This is a genomic window from Nonomuraea purpurea, assembly GCF_042650645.1.
Classification (GTDB): domain Bacteria; phylum Actinomycetota; class Actinomycetes; order Streptosporangiales; family Streptosporangiaceae; genus Nonomuraea; species Nonomuraea purpurea.
In genome coordinates this window covers 95697-119052 of sequence record NZ_JBHSBI010000039.1, presented here as the reverse complement: position 1 = coordinate 119052, position 23356 = coordinate 95697, and the positions used below count along the sequence as shown (strand labels likewise).

Here is a 23356-nt window from a genome sequence, read left to right as displayed (position 1 = left end):
CAGACGGTACTGACGTCCGGTCAGCATCCACCATCACCGGTTCTTCTGGTTCTCGACGTACCGCTTGATCACATCCAGGGGTGCGCCGTCCACGGTGACCACGAAGCAGGAGTTGGTCCACAATGCCGTCAGTTTCGACGTCAAACTCGAAAACTCCTGACGCAGGGCACGGCAGGAGCGGCCCTTGATGGCCTTGACCAGCTTGTGGATGCCGAACTGCGGATCCACTTCCACCAGGAGGTGAACGTGGTCGGGCATGATCTCCATCTCCACCAGCCATGCCCCCTTTTCTCCTCGATCACCTCGCGGATCAGCTCTTTCAAGCGCACCTCGATCCGTCCGCCCAGCACCCGTCTGCGGTACTTGGGGCACCACACCACGTGAAAGGCGCGCTGGAAGGCGATATTGCTGTTCGTGTGTTCCTGTTGACGCAAAGTCACCGCCGCACAGATCAACATACAGTGTTGATCTATCTACCGCTCAAAGATTCGACAGAAGGGCTTACCCCCATGGCTGAAGCCAGGGGTCCGCGCCCTAGACATCCGATCGTCTGAGAAGGTCACGCGTCCCCCATGCGGGGGGCACGATTACCCCCGGGGTGCGGGCGTGTGCTTAACTCAAAGTGCCGATGTGGTCTGTGTCCCCCGGGCCGCAAATTACCGCCTTCACGGAATACCGTTCGGCTGGAGCCGTGTTGTGCATCTCGCCGAGGAGGCGACCGCCACATCGGCCTAAAGCTTTCCCTGGCGTCCCGGCCATCCGGTTGGGGCGCCTGCTTTATGGTGGGGTGGCTGACAGCCCGATGATCCAGGAGAGCTCGTTGCTTTACGATGTGGTCAAGTTCGCCGCCGCACCGCTGACCCATGCGATGTGCCGGCCGCACATCTCCGGTGCCGTGCACGTGCCCAGAAGCGGGCCCGCGATCCTGGCCGTCAACCACCTGTCGGTGCTCGACTCGTTTCTGCTGCCGGCGCTGCTGCCGCGGCACGTGACGTTCACCGCCAAGAACGAGTACTTCGACGGCAACCCCGTCTCCGGGTTCTTCATGCGGCTCGGCGGCAGCCTGCCGATCGACCGTGAGAGCGCGCACGCCGCCCAGACCATGCTCGACGCCGCCGCCGAGTTGCTGGAGCGCGGCGAGTTGTTCGGCATCCACCCCGAGGGCACGCGTTCCCCCGACGGCCGCCTCTACCGCGGCAAGATCGGGGTGGCCTGGCTGGCGCTCAAGACGGGCGCGCCCGTCTTGCCCGTGGCGCTGAGCGGCACCGACAAGGTGATGCCCCTCGGCGCGAAGGTGCCCAGACCCGCTCGCATCGGCATCGCGATCGGGGAGCCGTTGCGCTTCACCGGCGACCACACCAGGGCGCAGGACCGCCGCCGCGTGACCGACGAGATCATGGCGGCCATTCAGAAGTTGTCAGGCCAGGAGTACGTGCCGGCCTACGCCTCCAGCGTCAAGGCAGCGGGCGGCGTGTCCTAGGCTCGGTCATCTGTTGTCGAAGACCAGGGGGGCTGATCAATGGCGCGGGGACGTACGATCGCGATCGTGTCCTGCGCTGCCGTGCTCGCGGTGGGGGCCGCGGCCGGTGGCGCCTACTACGTGCTCCATACCAGGGGCACGCCCGCAGAGACCGCGCAGCGCTTCGTCGTCGCGTGGCAGGCGGGCGACGTGAACGCCATGGCGGCCCAGCTCGCCAAGCCGCAGCAGCTCGGCCCGTACGGCCAGCAGCGCAGCGCGCTCGGCGTCGAGTCGGCCGCCGTCCAGCTCGGCAAGATCACCGAAGGCGACGACCGGGCCAGCGCCCCCTACACCGCGACGTTCACCCTGAAGAACATCGGCACGTGGTCCTACCAGGGCCAGATCGATCTCGTGGTCGCCGACCGCCAGTGGAAGGTCGACTGGGCGCCCAAGACGCTCCACCCCTCGATGACCGAGGGCGCCTCCTTCGGGCTCAAGACGCGCTGGCCGAGCCGGGCCGAGATCACCGACGCCGCGGGCGAGCGCATCGACACCGGCACGGCCGGCGGATCCGTGCAGCAACTCATCGGCTTCCTGGACAAAGCGACCAAGAAGGACGTCGCCAAACTCGGCTCCTCCTACAAGGTCGGGCAGGCGGTCGGGCGCGGCGGGCTGCAGGAGACCTTCCAGAAGCAGCTGGCGGGCACGCCGGCCACCGAGATCCAGCTCGGCGGCAAGACGCTGCAGACCATCGAGGGCGCCGACGGCGAGTCCGTCCAGACCACGCTCGACCCGCGCGTGCAGGCCGCCGCGGTGAACGCGGTCAAGGACGTCAAGAAGCCCACCTCCATGGTGGCGATCAAGCCGTCCACGGGCGAGATCCTGTCCGTGGTCAACAACCAGGGCGGGTTCAACCGGGCGCTGGACGGCCGTTATCCGCCCGGCTCGACGTTCAAGGCGGTCACGGCGATCGGGCTGCTGGCGGCGGGGGTCTCACCGCAGGCCAATGTCACCTGCCCCATGTACGCCACGGTCGGCGGACTCAAGATCCGCAACTCCGACAAGGAGGAGTTCGGGTCGCTGTCGTTCCTCGACTCCTTCGCGCACTCGTGCAACACCACGTTCGCGCCGCTCGCCCAGACGAAGCTGGGTGCGGAGAAACTGCTCGAAGTGGCCGAGGACGTCGGCTTCAACCAGCCGCTGAACATCGGGGTGCCCGCCGCCAAGCCCAGCTTCCCCAGGGCGCAGTCGGACGCGGAACTGGCGGCCGAGGCGTTCGGGCAGGCCCGCATCACGGCCAGCCCGCTGACGATGGCCTCGGTGGCCGCCGCCATCGCCGACGGCACCTGGCGGCCCCCGACGCTGGTGCCCTCGCTGAAGCAGAAGGCCCGTGAACGCGAGCTGCCCGGCGGGGTGAAGGAGCAACTCCACTCGATGATGGCGGCCGTGGTCTCCAAGGGCACGGCCAAGTCGGCGGGGCTGCCCTCGGGCACCCACGGCAAGACCGGCACCGCCGAATACGGCACCGGCGACAAACTCGACACCCACGCCTGGTTCATGGGGTTCAAGGACGACGTGGCGTTCGCCGTGATCGTGGAGGGCGGCGGCGGAGGCGGCAAGATCGCGGCCCCGGTCGCGGCGACGTTCCTCAAGGGCCTGTGAGGTGATGGCGCCCCGCCGCTGGGCAGGAGTTCCGGTGTGCTGGGGAGCCATGAGTACGAGCGGCGCCAGGCCGCGCTGCGCCGCCTGGCCGCACGGTCCGGGTTCGAGGGCGTGGTGGTCTGGTCGAAGGGCGGAGCCGCGCAGGACCAGTACGCCGGCGTCTACCATCTGACGGGTTTCTACCAGCACCAGCCCTTCGTCCCTGACGCGCCGGGCCGCTGGCGGGCACAGGGGCACGCCGCCGTGGTGCTGCCCGTGGACGGGCCCGCGCTGCTGCTGACCGACACGGGAACCCTCCAGGAGCCCGCCCCGGCCATCCGGCTGCGTACCGCTCCCGACCTCGTGGACACGCTCGCCGACCAGATCAGGGCCAGCCTGCCGCCCGGCAGGGTCGGCCTGATCGGGTGCGCGGCGATGGCCGCGCCCTGGTGGTGCCGGCTACGCTCCGTGCTCCCCGGGCACGACCTGGTCGGGGCCGACGAGCTCGGCTGGGAGGCCCGCCGCGTCAAGAGCCCCGCCGAGCTGGACCTGCTGCGCGCCTCGGGAGCGCTCGGGGCGCGGGCGATGACCGCCGCCAGGGACTCCGCCGCGCCCGGAGCCACGGAGGCCGAGGTGGCCGCGGCCGCCATCGCCGAGATCGTCAGGGCCAGCGGCGTCTACTACGGGATGGGCATCTCGTCGGGGGCGCGCTCCCACACCTACGCCGCCTCCGGCCCCGCCCCCTACCGAGGCGACGTGCGGCTGTCGGAAGGGGACCTGCTGCGGATCGATCTGTACGGGTCGCTGCACGGATACCTGTTCGACCTCGCCAGAACCTGGGTCGTCGGCGGCGAACCCACCACCGAGCAGCGGCGGCTGCTGGACGCGGTGCGCGACAGCGTCATGGCCGGGATCGAGCTGCTGCGGCCGGGACGGCGGGTGTCGGAGGTGGCGCGGCGGTGCCAGGAGGTCTTCGAACGCTCGTCCTTCGCCGCCCACCACGGACTGCCCGCCTCGGAGATGGGCGGCACCTGGGGGCACGGGCTGGGCCTGTCTTTCGAGCCGCCATTGCTGGCCGAGGACGGGGCCAACGCGGGAGACACGATCGAGGCGGGGATGTGCCTGGCGCTGGAACGGCGGGTCGCGATCCCTTCGGAGGGCGGCGCCACCTACGAGGACGACGTCATCGTCACCCCCTCCGGACCCGAGGTCATCACGGGGGACTAGCTTGATCTTACGGTGCATTACGCTCACGTCCATGATCGAGTTGGATGACGGGACGCAACTGCGTACCTGGACCACGGGCTCGGCGATTCCGCGGAGATTTCCCGTGGTCATGATGCACGGCGGCCCAGGAGTGCCCGACTATCTCGCCCCGGTCGCCGCCATCATCGACGACCTGTGCCTGGTCCACCGCTACGACCAGCGCGGCACCGGCGGATCGCCATGGGAGGGAGAGCACACGATCGCCCGCCACGTTCACGACCTGGCGTCGTTGCTCGACGCGTGGGGACACGACCGGGTCGTTCTGGTGGGGCATTCCTTCGGGACCAATATGGCCGGCTACTTCCTGCTGGCCCATCCCGAGCGCGTGGCCGGACTGATTCAGATCGCCGGGCCCTTCCTGGACCCATGGCGGGAAGCCGACCAGGCGGCACAGCGAGCACGACGCACCGACGGGCAGCAGAGCAGGCTCGATGAGCTCGATGCGATCGAATCGCGCACAGACGCCGAGGAGATCGAGTACCTCACGCTGTCGTGGCTCACCGACCACGCCGACCGGGCTCGGGCGTGGGATTGGGCGCTGGCATCAGCCCGCACGCTGCGGCCCATCAACTATGCGATGAACACCCAGCTCAACGCGGCCAAGAAAGCCGACCCGCTCGAATCACACGTGGACGAACTCCGCGAGCGCCTGCCGCCCGGCTCGGTGATCATCGGCGGGGCCGGCGACAGCCGCCCCGCTGCCGCCCTGCGACGTCTCGGAACTCGCCTCGACTGCGAGGTCGTCATCGTCCCGGACGCGGGGCACAATCCATGGCTGGAAGCACCAGACCAGTTCGGTGCGGCGCTGCGCACCGCGGTGGAGAGGCAGACCCGAAAGGTCGGCTGATGGTCACTGGCGGGGAACTAGAGCACTTTTCCTACGGTGTACGGCTATTGCCGCCCCGAGGGTGATGGCGGCATGTCCGCAGGTCACGGCCAAACCTGCCCATGGCGGGAGCGGATAGTAGCCCCCGAGCAGCGACCGGTCCACGTCCACATGCGCGAACGTGGGGACGCTCTGCGTGATCGCGAACCCGGCGGCAGGGGTGATCATCAGCAGCCATGGCACCAGACCCGCGATCGCCAGCAGGTAGGGCACGACGACCAGCGCGATGGCCAGCCCGATGGCGACGACGCCCCGCTCGACCAGCGCGGCCAGGCCCAGAGCCAGCACGGCGGCGGCCGCGGTCAGTGCTGCGAAGCCGACGATCATCCGCAGCTCGGTGCCCAAGGTGATCGGCTGAATCGGGTTCTGATTGGCACGCAACATCGCCAGGCCGGCGGGGACCACGACCCCCGAAGTCACCAGCCCCGCCACGAACGCGACCGCGCCGACCACCGCGGCCTTGGCCGCCAGCAGCCGCGCCGGATGCGGCAGGCCGGTCCGGCCTTCTGCCGTGAAGAACGTGACCGCCACCACGAGCACCAGGATCAGACCCGCGAACCCGCCGATCAGTGTGAAGTCGGCGCGCAGACCGCCCTCTACCGTGGCGGGCCCGATGTCACCGCTCCCGGTCACGATGAGCTTGTCGCCGGACTTGACGACGCCGCCCGGGTGATGCGGGGTCTTGCCGTCGGACCGCATGGTGACGCCGACGTCGTCGCGGCGCCACGAACCGTTCGCGCCCTCCAGTTCGATCCGGTCGAAGGTGGCGGTGGCCTGGGCGAAGGCCTTCGTCATCTCCCACAACACGCCTGGCGAGGTGGTGAACAGCCCGATCTCGACCGTCTCCGGCAGCCCGGTCAGCTTGACCGTGCCGATCTCGGCCCACTTCTTGCCGTCGTCCGACTCGTAGCCGGTGATGGTGTCGCCCGACCTGGTCAGCCGCAGCCACTGCGGGCCGTTGTGAGGACCGCCGGCCACGTCGTGGATGTAGTTGTGCTGCATCCGCACGCCGTGGTACCCGGTGAGCATGACGGCGGCATACGGTGTGCCCTGCGTGAGGCTCTGCCTGACAAGGAGCCCGGCCTTCGCCCACGGCACCGTCCCCTCCTTGACGTTGCGCACCCCGGGGACGACGTCCGGCAGCCGGATCTGCCCGGTCATGTCCGACACGCGAGCGGTGATGCTGCCGTTCCCCTTGAGCGGCTGGTGCACGAAGTAGTACTTGTCCCTCACCGCCGTGCCATCGGGTCCCACCAAGGGCGCGGGACAGGGGCCCTCCCCCTTCCCGGTCACGCAGGTGCTGCGGGCACCCCCGGCGATCAGCAGTCCGAGCGAGACGGTGACCAGCACGGAGGCCGCCATGGTGAGCGCCCAGCCCCGCACGGAGCGGAACCTGGCCCACTCCGCGCGCAGCACCTGGGAGAAGCCGTCCTGCCGGCTGGATCGGTAAGGCGTGAATGGACTCATGCCGACGGTTGTACGCGGCACCCGGTTCCAGCCCGGGCGCAGCCGCCGCGACCCGGCTGGAACCTGGGATCTGACATCGTTGAGCCATGGCACCCCGACCCGGCGGCCGGTCCGTCCGCCCCGCCCGCCCGACGACCGGCGGTGAGCGGCGGTGAGGGTCCTCGTCGTCGAGGACTTCGAGGTCCTCGCCCGCTCCATCGGAACCGGGCTGCGCCGCGAGGGCATGGCCGTCGACGTCGTCCTGGACGGAACCGCCGCCCTCGACCGCCTGGCCGTCACCCGCTACGACGTGGTGATCCTCGACCGCGACCTGCCCGGCGTCCACGGGGACGAGATCTGCAGGAGACTCGCCCACGCCCGCTGCGAGAGCCGCGTCCTGATGCTCACCGCCTCCGGCACGATCGAGGACCGCGTCGACGGGCTCAGCCTCGGCGCCGACGACTACCTGCCCAAGCCGTTCGCGTTCGCCGAACTCGTCGCCCGCGTCCGTGCCCTGGCCCGCCGCGCCACCCCGCCGCTACCGCCCACCCTGGCATACGGGGACATCACCCTCGATCCGGCCCGCCGTGTCGCGTTGCGGGCCGGCCGGCGCCTCGATCTGAGCCCCAGGGAGTTCGCCCTGCTCGAATGCCTGCTCGCCGTACCCGGCCTGGTCATCTCCGCCGAAGAACTGCTCGAGCGCGTCTGGGACGAGGCCGCCGACCCCTTCAGCAGTGCCGTCAAGCACACCGTGCACCGGTTGCGGGCCAAGCTCGGCGACCCGCCCGTGATCGAGACCATCCGCGAAGGCGGCTACCGCATCGGAACGTCATGACCACCGGGCACCTGGCCAGAAGGTCCTTGCAGAAGCGGCTCGCGCTCGCCTACGCGGCGGGCATCTACGCCGCCGGGGTCCTCGTGCTCGTATTGGTCGACGTGCCGCTCGCCGGCGTCCATGCGGCCAAACCCAAAGGCCAACCCTCATCGAGCATGATCACCGAAACCGGGTCGGGGATCAGCCTGCCCCAACTCCTCATGGGATCCGCCGTCGCCCTGGTCATTCTGATTCCCGTCGCCCTGGCTCTGGGCTGGTTCGTCGCCGGCCGGTTCCTGCACCCGCTGCGCGCCATCACGGCCGCCGCCAAAGACATCTCCGCGGGAAACCTCGACCGGCGCCTCGACCTCGGCGAGCCCACGGACGAGCTGACCGAGCTCGGCCACACCCTGGACGACCTGTTCGCCCGCCTTCAAGCCGCCTTCGACGCCCAACGCCACTTCGTCGCCAACGCCTCCCACGAGCTGCGCACCCCGCTCGCCGGCCTGCGCACCCTCCTTGAAGTCGCCCTCGCCGACCCCGATGCCGACACCGACACCCTGCGCTCGGCCTGCCGGGAGGCCCTGGCTCTTGGCGGACACCAGGAGCGGCTGGTCCAAGCACTGCTCGCGCTGGCCACCAGCGAGCGCGGCGTCACCCGCTGGGACACCCTCGACCTCGCCCACGTCGTCGAAGAAACGCTCGCCTCCCGCCGCGACCAAGCCACGGAGAAAGGCATTCACCTCGTCGAACACCTGACGCCCGCCGTGATGGCTGGGGACCGGAGACTGATCGAAAGCCTCGTCGCCAACCTCATCGACAACGCCATCCGCCACAACCACGCAGACGGGCAGGTGGAGGTCACCACTCAGACCTCTGGGACGCAGGTGGCCCTCACGGTCGCCAACACCGGGCCCGTCATCCCCGGCGACCAGATCCAGCGCCTCTTCCAACCCTTCCAGAAACTGGCGCCCGACCGTTACGGCCAGGGGGACGGCTACGGTCTCGGCCTCGCCATCGTCAATGCCGTCATGCAGGCTCACCACGCCACCCTCACCACCGGCGCACACCCCGAAGGCGGCCTTTCCATCACCGTGCGGTTCACGCACGAACCCCCTCCGACCCGCCCCTGACATCAGCAGGACGGCCACGCAACGGCCCGCGACCGAGGCCGCCACCCTGACCGGCATCGCGACCGAGGCCGCCACCCTGACCGGCCATGCGGTCGGGACCGTCGCGGTGCTCGGGCGCTGCCGGCCGCGTGGCTCATCCTGCCCGGCTACCCCACCCTGTCCCCGGCCGACGGGTCCACCGCCCAGCTCCCAGAGGGCGGATTGCATGCAATGCATGCAATCCTCTAGGGTGGACGTATGCAGAGCGACGTGGCATGGCGCCGGTTGCGGGAGCTGATCCTCGACGGCACGTACCCGCCGGGCGCGCGCCTGACCGAGATGGAGGCCGCCGCCGCCCTCGACATGAGCCGCACCCCGGTGCGCGAGGCGCTGCGGGCGCTGACCGCCGACGGCCTCGTCCGCCCGTCCGGGCGCGGCGTGGTCGTCGTGGCCCTGGAGCCCGGGGACCTCGACGAGGCCTATCAGGTGCGTTCCGCGCTGGAGTCGCTCACCGCCGAGCTGGCCGCCACCCGCCAGCGCGAAGGCCGCATCGCCCCCGCCGACCTCGTCACGCTCCGAGACGTCGCCACCGACACCGCGAACGCCACCGCCGACGGGCGCCTGGCCGAGGCCGTCGTGCTCAACCGGCGCTTCCACCGGCTGATCGCCGAGCTGGCCGCCAACACGATGGCCCTGCACGCGCTGGAGCGGATCTGGGACCAGATCCAGGTGTCCACGCTACGGTCACTCGCGCCGCCGTCGCGGCCCGCGCACGTCTCCGGGCAGCACGAGGAGCTTCTCGCCGCGATCGCCGGGGGGCGTGCCGAGGAGGCCGCCAGGATCGCCCGCGCACACGTACTCGACACCCGTGCCATCACCCACAGTGAGGAAGACCGCGCATGAGCCGCCTGCACTCCTATCCGATCGTCGTCACCTGGACCGGCGACAACGGGACCGGGACCAGCGGATACCGCGACTACCGCCGCGACCACGAACTGACCGCCGACGGGCCCGCCGCCATCGCGGGCTCCTCCGACCCCGCCTTCCGCGGCGATCCGTCGCGATGGAACCCCGAACAGTTGCTGGTCGGCTCGCTGTCGCAGTGCCACATGCTGTCGTATCTGCACAAGTGCGCCGTGGCCGGGGTCGTGGTCACCCAGTACGTCGACAACGCCGTCGGGACCATGGCCGAGACCCCCGACGGGGGGCATTTCACCGAGGTGGTGCTGCGTCCCGTGGTCACCGTGGGGTCCCCCGAGATGGCCGAGGCCGCCGCCAAGCTGCACACGGAGGCGCACGCGGCCTGCTTCATCGCCAGCTCGGTCAACTTCCCGGTCCGCCACGAACCGACCATCCAAACCGCCTGACCACACGACGCGCCAGGTCCTACGAAGCCCTGACCGGCCGGATCAAATCCACTTGGATCTGTTCACCGTGCCCGGCACGCTGGATCCATGAACGCGAACGAACTCCTGGGGCACCCGCCCGACGCGCGCCTGCTGACCACACACGGCCACCCCCAACTCCTCAGTACGCCCGCATCCGAGAAGCACTCGCGAAGTGAGGTGGATCAGGGGAGTGCTCGGCATTCGCGTTGCGAAACGGTCCCGGAGTGGAGGGTGGGACCTTGGCATCAGGAAAAGAGAGCAGCCTCCTGGGGAACACCCAGAAGGGCCTTGCCCGGGAGGGCTCAGAAGGCGAGGGCCAGGGCCATGGCGGTTGCGGCCTCGTGCTGGAGCACCATGATCAGCAGCGTGGCGACCAGCGTGGCGATGAGCAGCCAGCTGATCAGGATGATGACCGTGGAGCGGCGTGGACGGCGACGGCCGCCGTCGTTCTGCCCTTTGGGCCTCGCCTCGCTGCGACGGACCCGCTGGTTGAACGACTCGAGCCGTGCGACGAGTCGCGGATCGTCGTCGACGAGGTGCTGCTCAATCTCTGCCAGCATCCGCTCCTCGTCCTGCGACCAGGCCATAGGTGCACCTCCCGAACGCAAGCTCTGTGGCCTCTTTCTGCCCAACCCTGAAGATCATTAGCCCCCGCCTGACCATGTAATTGCAACCTCTTTTCAGTTTGCGATCAAGCTCGAATCTTTGTTCTAATCATGGGATGCGCTGGGACAACCTGCGCCTGGCCGGGCCTGGCCGGGCCGATCCGGCCGTGCCGCTGTTCGCTCGCGGCGCGGTCACCCGTACGTTCGACACGCCCGAGTTCAAAGGGATGACCTTCTACGAGGTCCGCGCCAAATCCATCATCAACCGGGTTCCCGGGGCCAGCCGGGTGCCGTTCGAGTACACGATCAACCCCTACCGGGGCTGCTCGCATGGCTGTATTTACTGTTTTGCCCGAAAGACGCATGAATATCTAGATTTGGATTCCGGGGCGGACTTCGACTCGAAGATCGTCGTCAAGGTCAACGCAGCCGAGCTGGCCCGCAAGGAGCTGGCAGCGCCGCGCTGGGGCGGTCACCACGTGGCCATGGGTACGAACGTCGACCCCTACCAGCGCGCGGAGGGCCGCTACCAGCTCATGCGCGGCATCCTGGCCGCGCTGCGCGACGCCGCCAACCCGTTCTCGATCCTCACCAAGGGCACCCTGATCCTGCGCGACCTCGACCTGCTGACCGAGGCCGCCGACAGCGCCGAGGTGGGCGCCAACGTGTCGGTCGGGTTCGTCGACCCGGAGCTGTGGCGCGCCGTGGAGCCCGGCACGCCCAACCCGCGCAGGCGCCTGGAGACGTGCGCGACCCTCAACGACAACGGCATCGGCTGCGGCGTCCTGATGGCGCCGATCCTGCCCTACCTCACCGACTCCCCGGCCCAGCTCGACCGCACGGTCAAGGAGATCGCCGAGTCCGGCGCCACCCACATCGTCCCCATCGTGCTGCATCTGCGGCCGGGGGCCAGACAGTGGTGGATGGCCTGGCTCGCCCGCGAGCATCCCCGGCTCGTGCCGCGCTACCTGGAGCTGTACGGACGCGGCTCCTACGCGCCCAAGTCCTACCGGCAACGCATCACCGGCCAGGTGCAGGAGCTGGCTCGCGGTCACGGCGTCGGCCGCGCCACCCCAGCCAGAGCCCGCCGCCTCCCGCCCCGCCCGCCCGTCCCGGAAGGCCCGGAACAACTCACCCTCCTGTGAACCACCTGTCGGTGTTCCGATTCCGCGTGATCGGAGACGTCGGCGGTGGCGTGCGGCGCGGGTCGCGTTCGCGGACGTGACCGGTGGCGCACAGGTTCATCGCCGCCCGTGATCAGCCGTGGGTGATCGACGTTCGCGGCGCTGACCCTGTGCGTCCGCCTGGCTTCTATGGGCGCGCTCGTGTCAGCGGAAGTCGGAGACGCGGAACACGGCCATCATGTCCTTGGACCTGGCCCCGGGATAGAAGGACGCCTCGGCGCCGGCCCAGCCGCGGAAGGCGCCCTTGTCGTCGATGATCTGCAGCAGCGGTTTGATGTGTGAGTTGCCCGAGTAGCAGAACTGCTTGCTCTCCATGGCCAGGCAGGTGCACCAGTGCCACATGGTGTCGCGGCGGTCGGTGTTGGAGATCTTGGTGAGGTAGTACTGGATGGAGCTGACGTTCTTGCGGGTGCCGCCGCCGAAGTTGGGGCAGCCGCCGGACTTCTGGCAGGCGCCGGGGGACGACGGCTGCAGGTAGGTCAGGCACCAGGTCGTGGTGGCGCAGTTGCGGAAGGAGGACTGCTTGAAGACCTGGCCGTCCGACTTCACGATGCGGTTGCCCGCCCAGGAGACCAGGTCCTGCTTGAGCGTTCCGGCGAAGGCGCGCACGGAGCTCATCGCGCGGCGAGTGGTGAGCGGGGCGTTGCTTCCGTAACCGTAGCCGTTGGTGGCCAGGGTGCTGCTCGCGAAGTCCAGCCGGGCGAGCTTGCGGTCAGGCGAAAGCTGCACACGCCACTTTTCCGTCCAGGTCTGGGCGATTTTCCACCTGATGCTCACCACGTTGCCGGCCAGGGTGTAGGTGCCGGTGCGGGATTCGTCCGGGGAGCCCTTGAAACCGGCGGCGGTCAGGACGTCGCAGGCGCGTACGCGCGATTTGGAGTTGCCGGCCTTGGTCGAGCAGCTCGAATCGGGGACGACGCCGGTGGCCTGTCTGCCCTCGGGGTTGCGCTGCCACCAGAGGTAGGTGTTCGCGCTGACGGTGCCGTTTGCTTTGAACTGGTACGTACCCAGACGCACCCAGTTCTGAGTGGACCCGGCGCGCAGGAAGCCCTGCGTGATCACGAAGTTGGCCTTTCCGCCGGGCAGGGACGACTGGGACGATGCGGCGCCGGCCGGAGTGGTACCGGTGGCCAACAGGGTGAGCATCGCGAGCACGGCGGTAAGAACGGCGCGCACAGAGAACCTCCTCGATTACGGACTTCGCCGATTCTTGCCCATACGGCCCTTCGATGACGGCCCGTTTGGCACACGTTCACAGTCATCCCAGGTGGCATGGGGTTTTAGCTGTGACCCCAGCTCAAGCCGGGTGACGACGTCCCTGTCGTCGCGCGCCTGGCGCTCATTCGACTCCGGCACTTCGGCGTTTCGGCATCGCCCGTTAGCATGGGGCGATGCCGTCGAACGAGCCCGAGCCATCGGCCTGGCAGCTGCTGGCTCCGATCACGGACCTGGTGACACCGATGGCGGTCCGGGTGGCCGCCACGCTGCGGCTGGCCGACCTGATCGCGGACGGCGCCGGGAACGTCGACGAACTGGCGGAACGGACCGGCACCGACGCCGACGCGCTCGGGCGGCTGCTGCGCCACCTCACCTGCCACGGAGTGTTCGCCGAGGCTTCGCCGGGGCGGTTCACGAACAACGAACTCGCCGACCTGCTGCGATCGGACCATCCATCGGGAATGTGGACGGCGTTCGACCTGGATGGTTTCGGCGGCCGGATGGACCTGGTGTTCACCGAGCTGATGCATACGATCCGCACCGGCCGGCCCGCGTGGGAAGCGGCCTTCGGCGCACCGTTCTGGGACTACCTCGCCGCCAACCCCGCCATGGCCGCCTCGTTCGACGTGACGATGGCCGGATCGTCGCGGACGGCGGCGGCCACCGCCTGCGACTGGTCCGGGGTGCGACACGTCGTCGATGTCGGCGGCGGAGTCGGGGCGCTGCTGGCCGAAGTGCTGCGGGCCAACGCCGGGGTGCGCGCCACGCTGGTCGACCTGCCCGACACCGTGGCTCGGGGCCGCCGGTTCCTGGCCGAGCGCGGGCTGGAGGGGCGGTGCGAGTTCGCCGGGCAGAGCTTCTTCGACCCGTTGCCCGAGGGCGGCGAGGTGTATCTGCTCAGCGCCGTCCTGCACGACTGGGGTGACGAGCCGGCCACCGCGATCCTGCGCCGGTGCGCCGAGGCCGCCGGAGAGACCGGCAGGGTCGTCATCGTCGAGTCGCACGGCACCTCGGGCGACGACCCGGGCATGTTCGCCGAAATGGACCTGCGCATGCTGGTGCTGAGCGGCGGGCGCGAACGCAGCATCGAGGATTACGGAAGGCTTGTCACGGCGGCCGGGCTGGCAGCGGCCGAGGTCCGAACGACCCCGTCCGGGATCGTGATCATCGACTGCCGGGCCGCCTGACCCGACGAGCACGGGCGCCACAGCGCCGAGGCGAGGCCCGGCCACCGGCGACGCGCAGCCCGGAACCATCGGGTGGGGTGGGGTCACTCCGTGTGGACGGGTGCGGGCGCCGGTGACGCCTGCCTCATCCGCTCGTCCGTCCAGTAGTCCTCGCCTGGTGCGGGAGTTTCGGCGCGGTGGGCGGTCGGCGCGGCGGGTGCGCCGGGGGTGGAGCGAGGGCCGTCCGCGGACTGGGACGTCGCCAGGCGTACGGCGATCACGGCGACGGCGATCAGGACCGCGGTCCCCACTGCCGCCAGGACCGTTCTGGACACGATCTGGACCCTCCCTCCGACGGGAGATCGAGGGGGCGTACCGGCCGCGCGGCCGGTACGCCCGCGTCGTTATTCGCTAGGCTAGCGTGTCGGCGTAGTTATAGAGATCCCAGTCGGGATTGTCGAAATACGGACTCCACCACTGGGTGGGGTTGACAATTCTGTTCAGTGTGCTCGATGTGCCGTTGACATATCCGAGCCCCGTGTTGTCGTCATACGACCACAGCCAGGGACCGCCGCTCTGACCGCGCGTGAGCGGGCAGCCGATCGTGATCTGATTCGCCCCGGAAGCGGATGTGGTGGCCTGGCAGAAATACTGCCAATCTCCCGGGTAAGGTGACTCCGACGGGTAGCCGAGCATGGTCATGAATCGCGATTGCGGCTGTCCGGTCTGGAAGCCGTGACCGCCTACGGTGCTGACGAGGACCTGGCCGCTCTCATTGTTCAGCGTCTTGACGAAGCCGACGTCGTAATCGAAGTTGCCGTTGATGATCCAGCCGTTGAAGCTGACCAGCCAATTCGCGGCGAAGGTGCCGTACGGGCGGTTTCCGAAATTGAAGTAAGGGACGAAGACCCAGTTCTGGTGCCAGTTGCCGCCGCTGCCGCCGTGCACGCAGTGACCGGCCGTGCTCACGATGCGCTGGGACGGGCTGTTGACCGCGGCACCCGAGCAGACGTAGTTGAGCCCGTCCACGGCGTTGCGGTAGAAGACCTTGCCGACGGCGGTTGACGCGTTGACCAGCACGTTCTGGCCCGCTGTCCGTCCGGCCTCACGGCGCTTGTCACCCTTGAGCGAGGGCGGCGCCGCGGGCTGGACGCTTCTGGGGGTCGCCGCCTGGACGTCGGGCGGCGAGTCCGACGTCTTGCGGGGGGATGCCGAGACCGGGATCGCCGCGCGCATGCGCTCCTCGGTCCAGTAGGCCAGCACGGCATCCGTCCTGGCCATGCGTGTCGTGCTCATCGCCTTCGCCACGTCGGGGCTGACGGGTGCGGGGACGGAGACGGCTTCGGCCGGGGCTTTCGCACCCGGTACGGCCGCGCCGCTCGCGGGGGCGGCGACCACCAGGGCCCCGCCGAGAGCGACGGCGGCCGCGCCGGCTATTAACGCACGTCTTGCCGACGGGCGTAACCGAAATCCGCGCATGGAGCCTCCAGAAAAGGCATCGAGGGATTCGAGACGTCCCGAAGTTACACAGAAGTGAGGGCGTTGTAAATCAGCAATTCTCGGCCCGGCTATTTCGGTTCGGGCATTTTTCGGCGACCGGTATTTGCCTTTTCCGGCGTGCGTGGTCCTGCGCGGGCCTGCGGTAGCGTGAGCCGGTCAGGTGCGCGTCCAGTGGGGCTGGACGACGTCGAACACCCGCTGCTCCCGCCCCCGCAGCGCCACCTCGGCGAACTGCCACAGGATGGCCCCCGTGGGCGCGTGGATCACGATCGACGGCCCGAGCGGCATCTGCAGCAGCTCGCCCTGCCAGCGCGGCACCCCGGGCGCCAGAAAACGTTCCAACGGCACCGCGTGCACGGAGGCGACCTCGCGCGGGTCGGCCACCGGGATCTGACGTCCGCCGAACGCCACCACCGGCGTGATCACGAACCCGGAGTCGGCGACGAAGTCGTCGAGCAGCCCGGCCACCTCGACCCCGGTGACGCCCGTCTCTTCGGCCAGCTCCCGCAGCGCCGCCTCCACCGGCTGCTCGCCGTCGTCGAGCCGTCCGCCGGGCAGCGCCCACTGGCCGGGGTTTCGGCCGTGGGCGGCGCGCCTGATCACGATCGTGTACGGGACGCGCTCGGCGTCCTCCAGCACGCACACGGTGACGGCGGCCCGGCGCACCCCGCCCGTGGGCGGCACTTCCCTGCGGTTGAAGGCGGTCAGATGGGTGGTGATCTGCTCGCGCAGCTCGTCGATCGGCGACAGCACGTCCCCAGGATCTCACGGCGACGTTCGCGGGAGCCGCGCACGGCGGCCCGGCGCAGTCACGGCGGCACCAGCGGCCCGGCGTCCTCCACCGCGACCACCGCGCCGCCCGGCTCCGGCGGAACCCGGGGCGGCGCTCGCTCGGGGCCAGGCGGGGGCAGGTGCTCCTGTCACCCACTGGCCCCCGCCGGCACCTGACCTTGCGCTGGGAGGGAGAGCTGGGGCGGAAGCGGCTCGGCGTGCACGACGTCGAGCCGGGAGACCGCGCGGGTGAGGACGACGTACAGGCGGTTGAGCCCGCGCCGCTCGGCCGAGGCGATGGCGGCGGGCTCGGCCGCGATCACGTGGTCGAACTCCAGGCCCTTGGCCAGCGAGGCAGGCAGCACACTGAGCCGCCCCCCGACGTCCAGGCCCGCGTCCCACAGCGCGGACGTGATCGCCTCCACGGCCGTGTCGGCCGCGATCACCCCGATGGACCCCTCGAACCTCAGCGCCTCCCGCGCCGCCGCGACCACGCCCTTCTCCAGCGCGTTCACCGGGGTCACCCGCAGCCGTCCGTCCGACCGGTAGGAGCGGGTCGCGGGCACCTCGACCGCCAGCGCGGCCAGCAGCGTGTTGGCCAGTTCGACCACCGCCGACGGGACCCGGAAGCCCGTCGTCAGGGCGATGACCTGGCCGTCCGGCTTGCCGAGCAGACTCATGCGCTCCGGCCAGGACGTGGCCGCCCACGGCGTGGTGCCCTGGGCCAGGTCGCCCAGCACCGTGAGCGAACCGTGCTCGCTGCGCCTGGCCACGGCCCTGCACTCCATCGGCGACAGGTCCTGGGCCTCGTCCACGATGACGTGCCCGTAACCGCGCGGGCGTTCGATCAGGGCGGCGAGCTCGTCCAGGAGCACCAGATCGGCCGGGGTCCACGCGGCGCTCTTGACGCTGCGCGGGACCTTGCCCCAGGTGATCGCCGCCCACTCGGCGGGGGTGAGCGGGGCACCGCCGGAGCCGCTGAGCACCTCGTACAGGACCTCCTCCGGTTTGACGGCGGGCCACAGGACGTCGAGGAACGGGGTGACGCCGCGGCCGATCCCGCGCAGCCAGGCCGCGTTCGCCGTCCGCCCCCGCGCCTCGGCCTGCCGCCGGATCGACTCCACGATCCTGGCGCGCACACGTTCCCTGCCCACCCCGTACGGCAGCGACTCCCGGCGCGTGTCGTCGACGTAGCGGCGCAGCTCGTTCTCGTGCACCCGCCACCGGGAGGAGCCGTCGGGCACCACGACGGGCTCGGCCGGCTTGGTGATGCGCGCGTACAGGGCCGTGCGCAGGACTTGCGCCATGCGGGCGTCGTGCTTGACGGCCGCGGCGGCCTCGGTGTCGGCCGCGGTGACGGGGACGCCGGCCAGCAGGCGTTCGAGGGTGGTCTGCTCGACGTCCACCTCGCCGAGCGCGGGCAGGACGGCCGAGATGTAGCCGAGGAAGGCCCGGTTCGGGCCGAGCACGAGCACGCCGGAGCGTCGCAGCCTCTGGCGGTGGGCGTAGAGCAGGTAGGCGGCCCGGTGCAGGCCCACCGCCGTCTTGCCGGTGCCGGGCGCGCCCTGGACGCAGAGCGAGGCGTCCAGTTCGGCGCGTACGAGGTCGTCCTGCTCCGGCTGGATGGTGGCCACGATGTCGCGCATGGGCCCGACGCGAGGGCGTTCGATCTCGGCCGCCAGGATCTTGCTCTCGGCCTGTTCGCCCTGTTCGAGCCGTTCGTCCTCGAAGCTCGTCAGCGTGCCGTCCGACCAGCCGAAGCGGCGGCGTACCGCCACGCCCTGGGGGTCGCGGGCGCTGGCCCGGTAGAACGCCCGCGAGAGCGGCGCGCGCCAGTCGATCACCACGGGCGGGCCGCCGCCTTCGCCGGTGATGTGCCGCCTGCCGATGTAGTAGGCCCGCCCCGCGTGCTCGGCCGAGCCGGGCCCGAAGTCGAGGCGGCCGAAGAACGGCGGCCCGTCCGGCTCCTCGCTCAGCTCCTTGGCCAGGCTCTTGAGGTGGCGTCCCAGCCGTTCGGCGCTGTAGCGGTCGCCGGCCACGGTCTCCCCGACGATCACGTTGTTCCGCGCGCCTTCGAGCATCCTGCGCAGCCCTGCCTTGCAGCGTTCGACGTACTGCCGCTCGTCGTCGAGCGTTCCCATGACCCCTCCCAAAACCCTTAACTCGGTTAAGAGATTAACCAGGTTAACACTTTGCTAGGGTGTGCTCATGACGGGACTGCGTAAGCTGCAGCGGCAGCGGGTGCACGAGGCCATCTCCACGGCGGCGATCGCGCTCTTCCTGGAACGCGGCTTCGACGAGGTGCCCGTGACGGAGATCGCCGCGGCGGCCGGGGTGTCGAAGCCGACGCTGTTCAAGTACTTCCCGACCAAGGAAGACCTCGTCCTGCACAGGATCGCCGACCATCAGGGCGAGGCGGCCCGCGTGGTGCGGGGGCGGCCCGCCGGGCAGGCCCCGCTGGAGGCGCTGCGCCGCCACTTCCTCGACGGGCTCGCCGGGCGCGACCCCGTCACGGGCCTCAACGACCACCCCAATGTGGTGGCCTTCCACCGCATGGTGTTCACCACGCCGAGCCTGTTCGCGCGAGTGTTCCAGTACATGGCCTCCGACGAGCGGGCGCTGGCCGAGGCGCTCGCCGAGACGATGGACGAACTGACCGCCGCCCTGCTGGCGGCCCAGGTCCTCGTGGCCCAGCGGGTGCTGGCCCGGCGCAACTGGGAGCTCCTGGCCGAGGGCCGGCCGCTGGAAGAGGTCGAACGGGAGGCCGTGCGCGCGGCCGGGCACGCCTTCGATCTCCTGTGTAAATCGGTATGACGATATCGCGCGCGCCTCTGTTTAAGCAGGTCGAAAGGGGTGTACTTGATATGCTGACAACGTATTGACCAATTGCAAATTTATGCAATTTGGGACATCGCGGGATTGGCTTTACACGGAGGAGCGGAAGATGAGTGGATCTTTCACGCCCATGAGCGATTACGCGCGGGGATCGAAAGGCGACAAAGCGTGACGGCCGTGCTGTCCATGGCCTGGGCGCACCTCCGCTCCGTGCTCCCTGAACGCTCAGCGCTGGCCGACATGCGCCGGCGCCCCCGTCAAGACCTGCTCGCCGGCCTCACCGTGGCCATCGTCGCGCTGCCGCTCGCGCTCGGGTTCGGCATCTCCTCGGGCATGGGGGCCGCCTCGGGCCTGGCCACGGCCGTCGTCGCCGGGTCGATGGCCGCGCTGTTCGGCGGGTCGCCCGTGCAGGTCTCCGGCACCAGCGGCGCGATGACGGTCGTGCTCATACCGATCATGAACGCTCACGGCGCCGCCGGCGTGCTGACGGTCGGCGTACTGGCGGGGGTGCTGCTGCTCGCCCTGGCCCTGGCGCGCGCCGGCCGCTACATGGCCCTCATCCCCGCCCCGGTCGTGGCGGGCTTCACCGTCGGCATCGCCTGCGTGATCGGGCTGCAGCAGGTCCCGCACGCGCTCGGCGTCGAGGCCAGGATGAGCGACAACGTCGCCGTCGTGGCCTGGCACGCCATCACGGACTTCCTCGCCCGGCCCCACTGGTGGGCCATGTCCGTCACCCTGGGCGTGGCCGCGGCGCTGCTGGTGGGCGCCAGCCTGCGGCCCAGGCTGCCGTTCTCGCTGCTCGCCGTGGCGGCCACCACGGTCGTCGCCGAGACGGCCGCGCTGCCGCTGGCCAGAATCGGCGACCTGCCCGCCGGGCTGCCCGCGCCCTCACTGGGGTTCTTCAATCTGGCCATGGTGCCGACCCTGTTCGCCCCGGCCATCGCGGTGGCCGCGCTTGCCGCGCTCGAATCGTTGTTGTCGGCCGCCGTCGCCGACGGCATGACCCGCGGACGGCGGCACGACCCCGACCGCGAGCTGTTCGGGCAAGGACTGGCCAACCTCGTCACGCCGCTGTTCGGCGGCATGCCGGGGACCGGGGCCATCGTGCGCACCGCGGTGAACGTGCGCTCCGGCGCCGGGTCGCGGCTGGCGTCGCTGTCGCACGCCGGCATCCTGGCCGCCATCGTGTACGCCGCCGCCGGCCTGGTCTCCAGGATCCCGCTCGCGGCCCTGGCGGGCGTGCTGCTGGCCACCTCCATCCGCATGATCGAAGCCGACGCGGTCCGCGCCATGTTCCGCTCCACCAGGGGCGACGCGCTGGTCCTCGTGCTGACCGCCGTCGCCACGCTGATCCTCGACACGGTGCTGGCCATCATCCTCGGCCTGGTGGTGGCCGGGGCGCTGGCGGTGCGGGTCATGGCGCGCAACGCCCGGCTCGAACCGGAGCCGCTCCGGCACGACCTGCAACCCCACCACACCGAGGACGAGCACGCCCTGCTCGCCGAGCACATCGTCACCTACCGCCTGGCGGGGCCCCTGTTCTTCGCCGCCGCCAACCGCTTCCTGGTGGAGCTGTCGGAGGTGAGCGACGTGTCGGTGGTGGTGCTGCGCATGTCCCGGGTCACCACCATCGACGCCAGCGGGGCGAAGGCCCTGGGCAACGCCATCGAACGCCTGGAAGGGCGGGGCATCATGGTGTACGTCTCCGGCATCCCCGAACGCCACCACCAGCCGCTGGAAGCGCTCGGCGTGCTCGCCCGGCTGGACGAGGCCGGGCAGGTGTTCGCCACGACCACGGAGGCCATCGCGGCGGCCCGCGACCGGCTCCGCGACACGGGCGTCGTGCCCAGGCCGGCGGGCTAGGCCCCAGAATCGATGGGTGACCGTGCGGCGTGCTCGACCCACGCGCGCACGGTCCCGACCGACTCGGGGGTCAGGTCGGTGGCCTCGGCGTCGGCCGGGTCGACCCAGCGGTACGCGGTGTGCTCCGCGGACAGGGTGACGGCCCGGTCGGGCGCCCGGAGGGCGAAGGTGAGCTGGCGCGCGGCTCGGCCGGAGCCCGTGGTGTAGTCGAAAGCGGCCACGAAACCGGGAGCGGTGGCCGGCGGGTGGCGCCAGCCGATCTCTTCCTCCAGTTCGCGGGCGAGCGCCCGCAGCAGGTCCTCGCCGTCCTCGACGCCCCCGGACGGGAGCTCCTCGATGCCGCCCATGAAGTCGTCGGCGGTGCGCCGGAGGATGAGGATCTGGCCGCCGTGGTGGACGACGGCGCCGACCACGAGCTGGTCGATGGCGTCGCGGGTGGCGTCGTCGACCAGTTGCCGAAGGTTGTTCACCGGGCGAGCCTAGCGCCCTGTCCCGTTCGGCGCCGATCACGCCGGCCGCCCGGTCTCCGGCGGACGGGAATCCGCAGGCAGTGGAGTTCCTCGCGCCCATGACCTCCGCGAATTCCCAGGCCGCGGCAACGCATTGTTCGCGACCGCCCCCCTCGTCATTCATGTTGCGTTCAGCGCCCTCTTCGAAGCTTGCCGGTTGGCACCCCAAATATGCAGCACGAAAGGCTTCACTGTGAGGAACAACAACGCCGAAGAGGCCGTATCCCGGCGGCGGCTGGTCAAGTACGCCGGCGTCGGCGCGACGCTGGCGGCGGCAGCCCCGCTCGTGGGCGGCACCCCGGCGCAGGCCGACGACGAGCGCAGCTTCGGCGGCGGCGGCAACAACGGCCGGATGTGGCGTGCGGGCGACCACCACGTGCACTCCGAGTACAGCGGCGAGTTCGACACCAAGACCAACCCGCCGACCTTCCACAAGGGCGCGGACGCGGTGTACCCCATCGTCACCAACGCGATCATGGCGAAGTACTTCGGCCTGACCTGGGCCATGTGCACCGACCACGGCGGCCCGACGCACTCGAAGGTCAACCTTGAGCAGGCCTATCCCGACCTGCTGCGCTCGCGCGTCCTCGTGCCCGAGGTGCTGCAGTTCTGGGGGATGGAGTTCGACGCCCCGGCGCTCGACCACCACACCCTGATGATCCCGCACCACTCCGAGGAGGCGCAGCAGCTCTTCGAGCTGGAGAGCCGCTTCGCCAAGTACGACGCCTTCCCCACCGACCCGGGCCGGGACACAGAAGGCAAGATGGTGGAGTTCCTCAAGGCCGCCCGCGACATGCGGCAGAAGCCGCTGGTGATCGCGCACCACGCCGCGCGGTCGGCCAAGGGCCTGGGCGTGTGGGGCCAGGACACCCCGCGCGAGTTCCGCAACGGCAACAACGTGGCGCCCGACGTCTACGTCGGTTTCGAGGGCGCCCCCGGCCACCAGGCCGGGCCGCTGGTCGGCGGCGCCCGCGGCGGGTACGGCAGCCACCCCACCTACGGCGGCTTCGACCAGATGACCGCCCGGGTCGGCGGCCTCTGGGACTCGCTGCTGGGCGAGGGCCGGCACTGGTGGATCACCGCCACCTCCGACTCGCACGTGCACTGGACCCGCGGCGGCTCGGACTTCTGGCCCGGCGAGTACAGCAAGACGTACGTGATGGCGCGCCAGGACTACGGCGACATCATGGACGCCCTGCGCAACGGCCGGATCTTCGTCACCACCGGCGACCTCGTCACCGCCCTCGACGTCACCGCGAGCACCCAGGGCAGCCGGGCCACCGTGAGCGAGACCCTCGTCGTCAACCGCCGCAACCGCACCGACGTCGAGGTCGAGATCCGCTTCCGGCCGCTGGACGGCAAGAACGCCAACGGCGACCGTCCGGAGGTGCAGCGCGTCGACCTCATCGTCGGCCAGGTCACCGGCGTGAGCTCCAACCTCGACGCCGACACCAACCCCACCACGAAGGTCGTGGCGCGCTTCGGCAAGAACGACTGGCAAAAGCAGGGCCGCGACTACGTCATCAAGCACACCCTGCGCGAGGTGGAGGCCGACAGCTACCTCCGGGTGCGCGGCACCAGCACCGACGAGATGGAGCCGCAGGCCGACGGCAAGGAGAGCCCGTGGGAGGACCTGTGGTTCTACTCCAACCCGGTCTTCGTCCGCGTCCGCTAGTGAAATAGGCGAGGACCT

21 protein-coding genes and 1 pseudogene are annotated in these 23356 nt (G+C 70.1%); 13 read left to right on the top strand and 9 right to left on the bottom strand.

The genetic code is table 11. From position 1 onward, the window contains the following. Positions 1–33: 33 nt before the first annotated feature. A pseudogene (gene tnpA / locus ACFOY2_RS48125) lies at positions 34–458 on the bottom strand (IS200/IS605 family transposase). A 344-nt stretch (positions 459–802) separates the two neighbouring features. Between tnpA and ACFOY2_RS48120 the strand changes: the two are divergent. The 4 genes from ACFOY2_RS48120 (at position 803) to ACFOY2_RS48105 (ending at position 5213) form a co-directional block, all read left to right on the top strand. After that, positions 803–1480 (top strand): lysophospholipid acyltransferase family protein, encoded by a 678-nt coding sequence (locus tag ACFOY2_RS48120; protein ID WP_379534874.1) that lies wholly within the window; start codon positions 803–805, stop codon positions 1478–1480. 66 nt (positions 1481–1546) lie between these two features. Beyond that, complete coding sequence (locus tag ACFOY2_RS48115) at positions 1547–3121, top strand: penicillin-binding transpeptidase domain-containing protein (RefSeq protein ID WP_379534870.1); 1575 nt, start codon at positions 1547–1549, stop codon at positions 3119–3121. A 36-nt stretch (positions 3122–3157) separates the two neighbouring features. Then, the gene (locus ACFOY2_RS48110) at positions 3158–4327 is read left to right on the top strand and encodes a M24 family metallopeptidase (RefSeq protein WP_379534869.1); all 1170 of its coding nucleotides are present in this window, start codon (positions 3158–3160) and stop codon (positions 4325–4327) included. A 31-nt stretch (positions 4328–4358) separates the two neighbouring features. Continuing rightward, on the top strand, positions 4359–5213 hold the full coding sequence (locus ACFOY2_RS48105) for an alpha/beta fold hydrolase (protein ID WP_379534868.1): 855 nt from the start codon (positions 4359–4361) through the stop codon (positions 5211–5213). Positions 5214–5216: 3 nt separating this feature from the next. Here the strand turns inward: ACFOY2_RS48105 and ACFOY2_RS48100 are convergent, their stop codons facing one another. After that, positions 5217–6719, bottom strand: coding sequence for a hypothetical protein (locus ACFOY2_RS48100; RefSeq protein ID WP_379534867.1), 1503 nt, complete (start codon positions 6717–6719; stop codon positions 5217–5219). 151 nt (positions 6720–6870) lie between these two features. Here ACFOY2_RS48100 and ACFOY2_RS48095 point away from each other — a divergent pair, with 151 nt between their 5' ends. The 4 genes from ACFOY2_RS48095 (at position 6871) to ACFOY2_RS48080 (ending at position 9991) form a co-directional block, all read left to right on the top strand. After that, positions 6871–7533, top strand: coding sequence for a response regulator transcription factor (locus ACFOY2_RS48095; RefSeq protein WP_379534866.1), 663 nt, complete (start codon positions 6871–6873; stop codon positions 7531–7533). After that, the gene (locus ACFOY2_RS48090) at positions 7530–8645 is read left to right on the top strand and encodes a sensor histidine kinase (protein ID WP_379534865.1); all 1116 of its coding nucleotides are present in this window, start codon (positions 7530–7532) and stop codon (positions 8643–8645) included. Before ACFOY2_RS48095 ends, ACFOY2_RS48090 begins: the two co-directional genes overlap by 4 nt. Before the next feature lie 237 nt (positions 8646–8882). Beyond that, positions 8883–9527, top strand: coding sequence for a GntR family transcriptional regulator (locus ACFOY2_RS48085; protein ID WP_379534864.1), 645 nt, complete (start codon positions 8883–8885; stop codon positions 9525–9527). Next, a complete protein-coding gene (locus tag ACFOY2_RS48080; RefSeq protein ID WP_379534863.1) occupies positions 9524–9991 on the top strand; it encodes an OsmC family protein in 468 nt (155 codons plus the stop codon). Before ACFOY2_RS48085 ends, ACFOY2_RS48080 begins: the two co-directional genes overlap by 4 nt. 323 nt (positions 9992–10314) lie before the next feature. Here the strand turns inward: ACFOY2_RS48080 and ACFOY2_RS48075 are convergent, their stop codons facing one another. Continuing rightward, positions 10315–10599: a DUF3040 domain-containing protein gene (locus ACFOY2_RS48075; protein ID WP_379534862.1), complete on the bottom strand. Its 285-nt coding sequence runs from the start codon at positions 10597–10599 to the stop codon at positions 10315–10317. Positions 10600–10733: 134 nt separating this feature from the next. Between ACFOY2_RS48075 and ACFOY2_RS48070 the strand changes: the two genes are divergently transcribed. Next, positions 10734–11762, top strand: coding sequence for an Rv2578c family radical SAM protein (locus ACFOY2_RS48070; protein ID WP_379534861.1), 1029 nt, complete (start codon positions 10734–10736; stop codon positions 11760–11762). Positions 11763–11945: 183 nt separating this feature from the next. Here ACFOY2_RS48070 and ACFOY2_RS48065 read toward each other — a convergent pair whose 3' ends face one another. Continuing rightward, positions 11946–12977: a hypothetical protein gene (locus ACFOY2_RS48065; protein WP_379534860.1), complete on the bottom strand. Its 1032-nt coding sequence runs from the start codon at positions 12975–12977 to the stop codon at positions 11946–11948. A 215-nt stretch (positions 12978–13192) separates the two neighbouring features. Between ACFOY2_RS48065 and ACFOY2_RS48060 the strand changes: the two genes are divergently transcribed. After that, complete coding sequence (locus tag ACFOY2_RS48060) at positions 13193–14206, top strand: methyltransferase (RefSeq protein WP_379534859.1); 1014 nt, start codon at positions 13193–13195, stop codon at positions 14204–14206. A gap of 83 nt (positions 14207–14289) precedes the next feature. On the opposite strand, the gene ACFOY2_RS48055 is transcribed toward ACFOY2_RS48060, so the two are convergent. The 4 genes from ACFOY2_RS48055 to ACFOY2_RS48040 form a co-directional block, all read right to left on the bottom strand. Next, entirely contained in the window at positions 14290–14520 is a 231-nt protein-coding gene (locus ACFOY2_RS48055; protein ID WP_379534858.1) for a hypothetical protein, read from the bottom strand. Between the two features lie 76 nt (positions 14521–14596). Beyond that, a complete protein-coding gene (locus tag ACFOY2_RS48050) occupies positions 14597–15583 on the bottom strand; it encodes a trypsin-like serine peptidase (protein WP_379534857.1) in 987 nt (328 codons plus the stop codon). A gap of 258 nt (positions 15584–15841) precedes the next feature. After that, complete coding sequence (locus ACFOY2_RS48045) at positions 15842–16438, bottom strand: NUDIX hydrolase (protein WP_379534856.1); 597 nt, start codon at positions 16436–16438, stop codon at positions 15842–15844. 167 nt (positions 16439–16605) lie between these two features. Further along, positions 16606–18597, bottom strand: coding sequence for a HelD family protein (locus tag ACFOY2_RS48040; protein WP_379534855.1), 1992 nt, complete (start codon positions 18595–18597; stop codon positions 16606–16608). Positions 18598–18664: 67 nt separating this feature from the next. Between ACFOY2_RS48040 and ACFOY2_RS48035 the strand changes: the two genes are divergently transcribed. Together ACFOY2_RS48035 and ACFOY2_RS48030 are read left to right on the top strand one after the other, a co-directional pair. Then, complete coding sequence (locus ACFOY2_RS48035) at positions 18665–19270, top strand: TetR family transcriptional regulator (protein ID WP_379534854.1); 606 nt, start codon at positions 18665–18667, stop codon at positions 19268–19270. Positions 19271–19477: 207 nt separating this feature from the next. Next, a complete protein-coding gene (locus tag ACFOY2_RS48030) occupies positions 19478–21154 on the top strand; it encodes a SulP family inorganic anion transporter (RefSeq protein ID WP_379534873.1) in 1677 nt (558 codons plus the stop codon). Here ACFOY2_RS48030 and ACFOY2_RS48025 read toward each other — a convergent pair. Continuing rightward, positions 21151–21624, bottom strand: coding sequence for an NUDIX domain-containing protein (locus tag ACFOY2_RS48025; protein ID WP_379534853.1), 474 nt, complete (start codon positions 21622–21624; stop codon positions 21151–21153). The two genes, ACFOY2_RS48030 and ACFOY2_RS48025, sit on opposite strands and share 4 nt — an antisense overlap. Before the next feature lie 232 nt (positions 21625–21856). On the opposite strand from ACFOY2_RS48025, the gene ACFOY2_RS48020 reads away from it, so the two are divergent. Continuing rightward, positions 21857–23338, top strand: a complete 1482-nt coding sequence (locus ACFOY2_RS48020; protein WP_379534852.1) for a phosphoesterase — start codon at positions 21857–21859, stop codon at positions 23336–23338. Positions 23339–23356: the final 18 nt, after the last annotated feature.

Bases quoted from the DNA above. Each gene is read 5' to 3' on its own strand.
- ACFOY2_RS48120 (WP_379534874.1), top strand. From the start codon at position 803: ATGATCCAGGAGAGCTCGTTGCTTTACGATGTGGTCAAGTTCGCCGCC.
- ACFOY2_RS48105 (WP_379534868.1), top strand. From the start codon at position 4,359: ATGATCGAGTTGGATGACGGGACGCAACTGCGTACCTGGACCACGGGC.
- ACFOY2_RS48100 (WP_379534867.1), bottom strand. From the start codon at position 6,719: ATGAGTCCATTCACGCCTTACCGATCCAGCCGGCAGGACGGCTTCTCC.
- ACFOY2_RS48090 (WP_379534865.1), top strand. From the start codon at position 7,530: ATGACCACCGGGCACCTGGCCAGAAGGTCCTTGCAGAAGCGGCTCGCG.
- ACFOY2_RS48085 (WP_379534864.1), top strand. From the start codon at position 8,883: ATGCAGAGCGACGTGGCATGGCGCCGGTTGCGGGAGCTGATCCTCGAC.
- ACFOY2_RS48080 (WP_379534863.1), top strand. From the start codon at position 9,524: ATGAGCCGCCTGCACTCCTATCCGATCGTCGTCACCTGGACCGGCGAC.
- ACFOY2_RS48075 (WP_379534862.1), bottom strand. From the start codon at position 10,599: ATGGCCTGGTCGCAGGACGAGGAGCGGATGCTGGCAGAGATTGAGCAG.
- ACFOY2_RS48070 (WP_379534861.1), top strand. From the start codon at position 10,734: ATGCGCTGGGACAACCTGCGCCTGGCCGGGCCTGGCCGGGCCGATCCG.
- ACFOY2_RS48060 (WP_379534859.1), top strand. From the start codon at position 13,193: ATGCCGTCGAACGAGCCCGAGCCATCGGCCTGGCAGCTGCTGGCTCCG.
- ACFOY2_RS48040 (WP_379534855.1), bottom strand. From the start codon at position 18,597: ATGGGAACGCTCGACGACGAGCGGCAGTACGTCGAACGCTGCAAGGCA.
- ACFOY2_RS48035 (WP_379534854.1), top strand. From the start codon at position 18,665: ATGACGGGACTGCGTAAGCTGCAGCGGCAGCGGGTGCACGAGGCCATC.
- ACFOY2_RS48030 (WP_379534873.1), top strand. From the start codon at position 19,478: ATGGCCTGGGCGCACCTCCGCTCCGTGCTCCCTGAACGCTCAGCGCTG.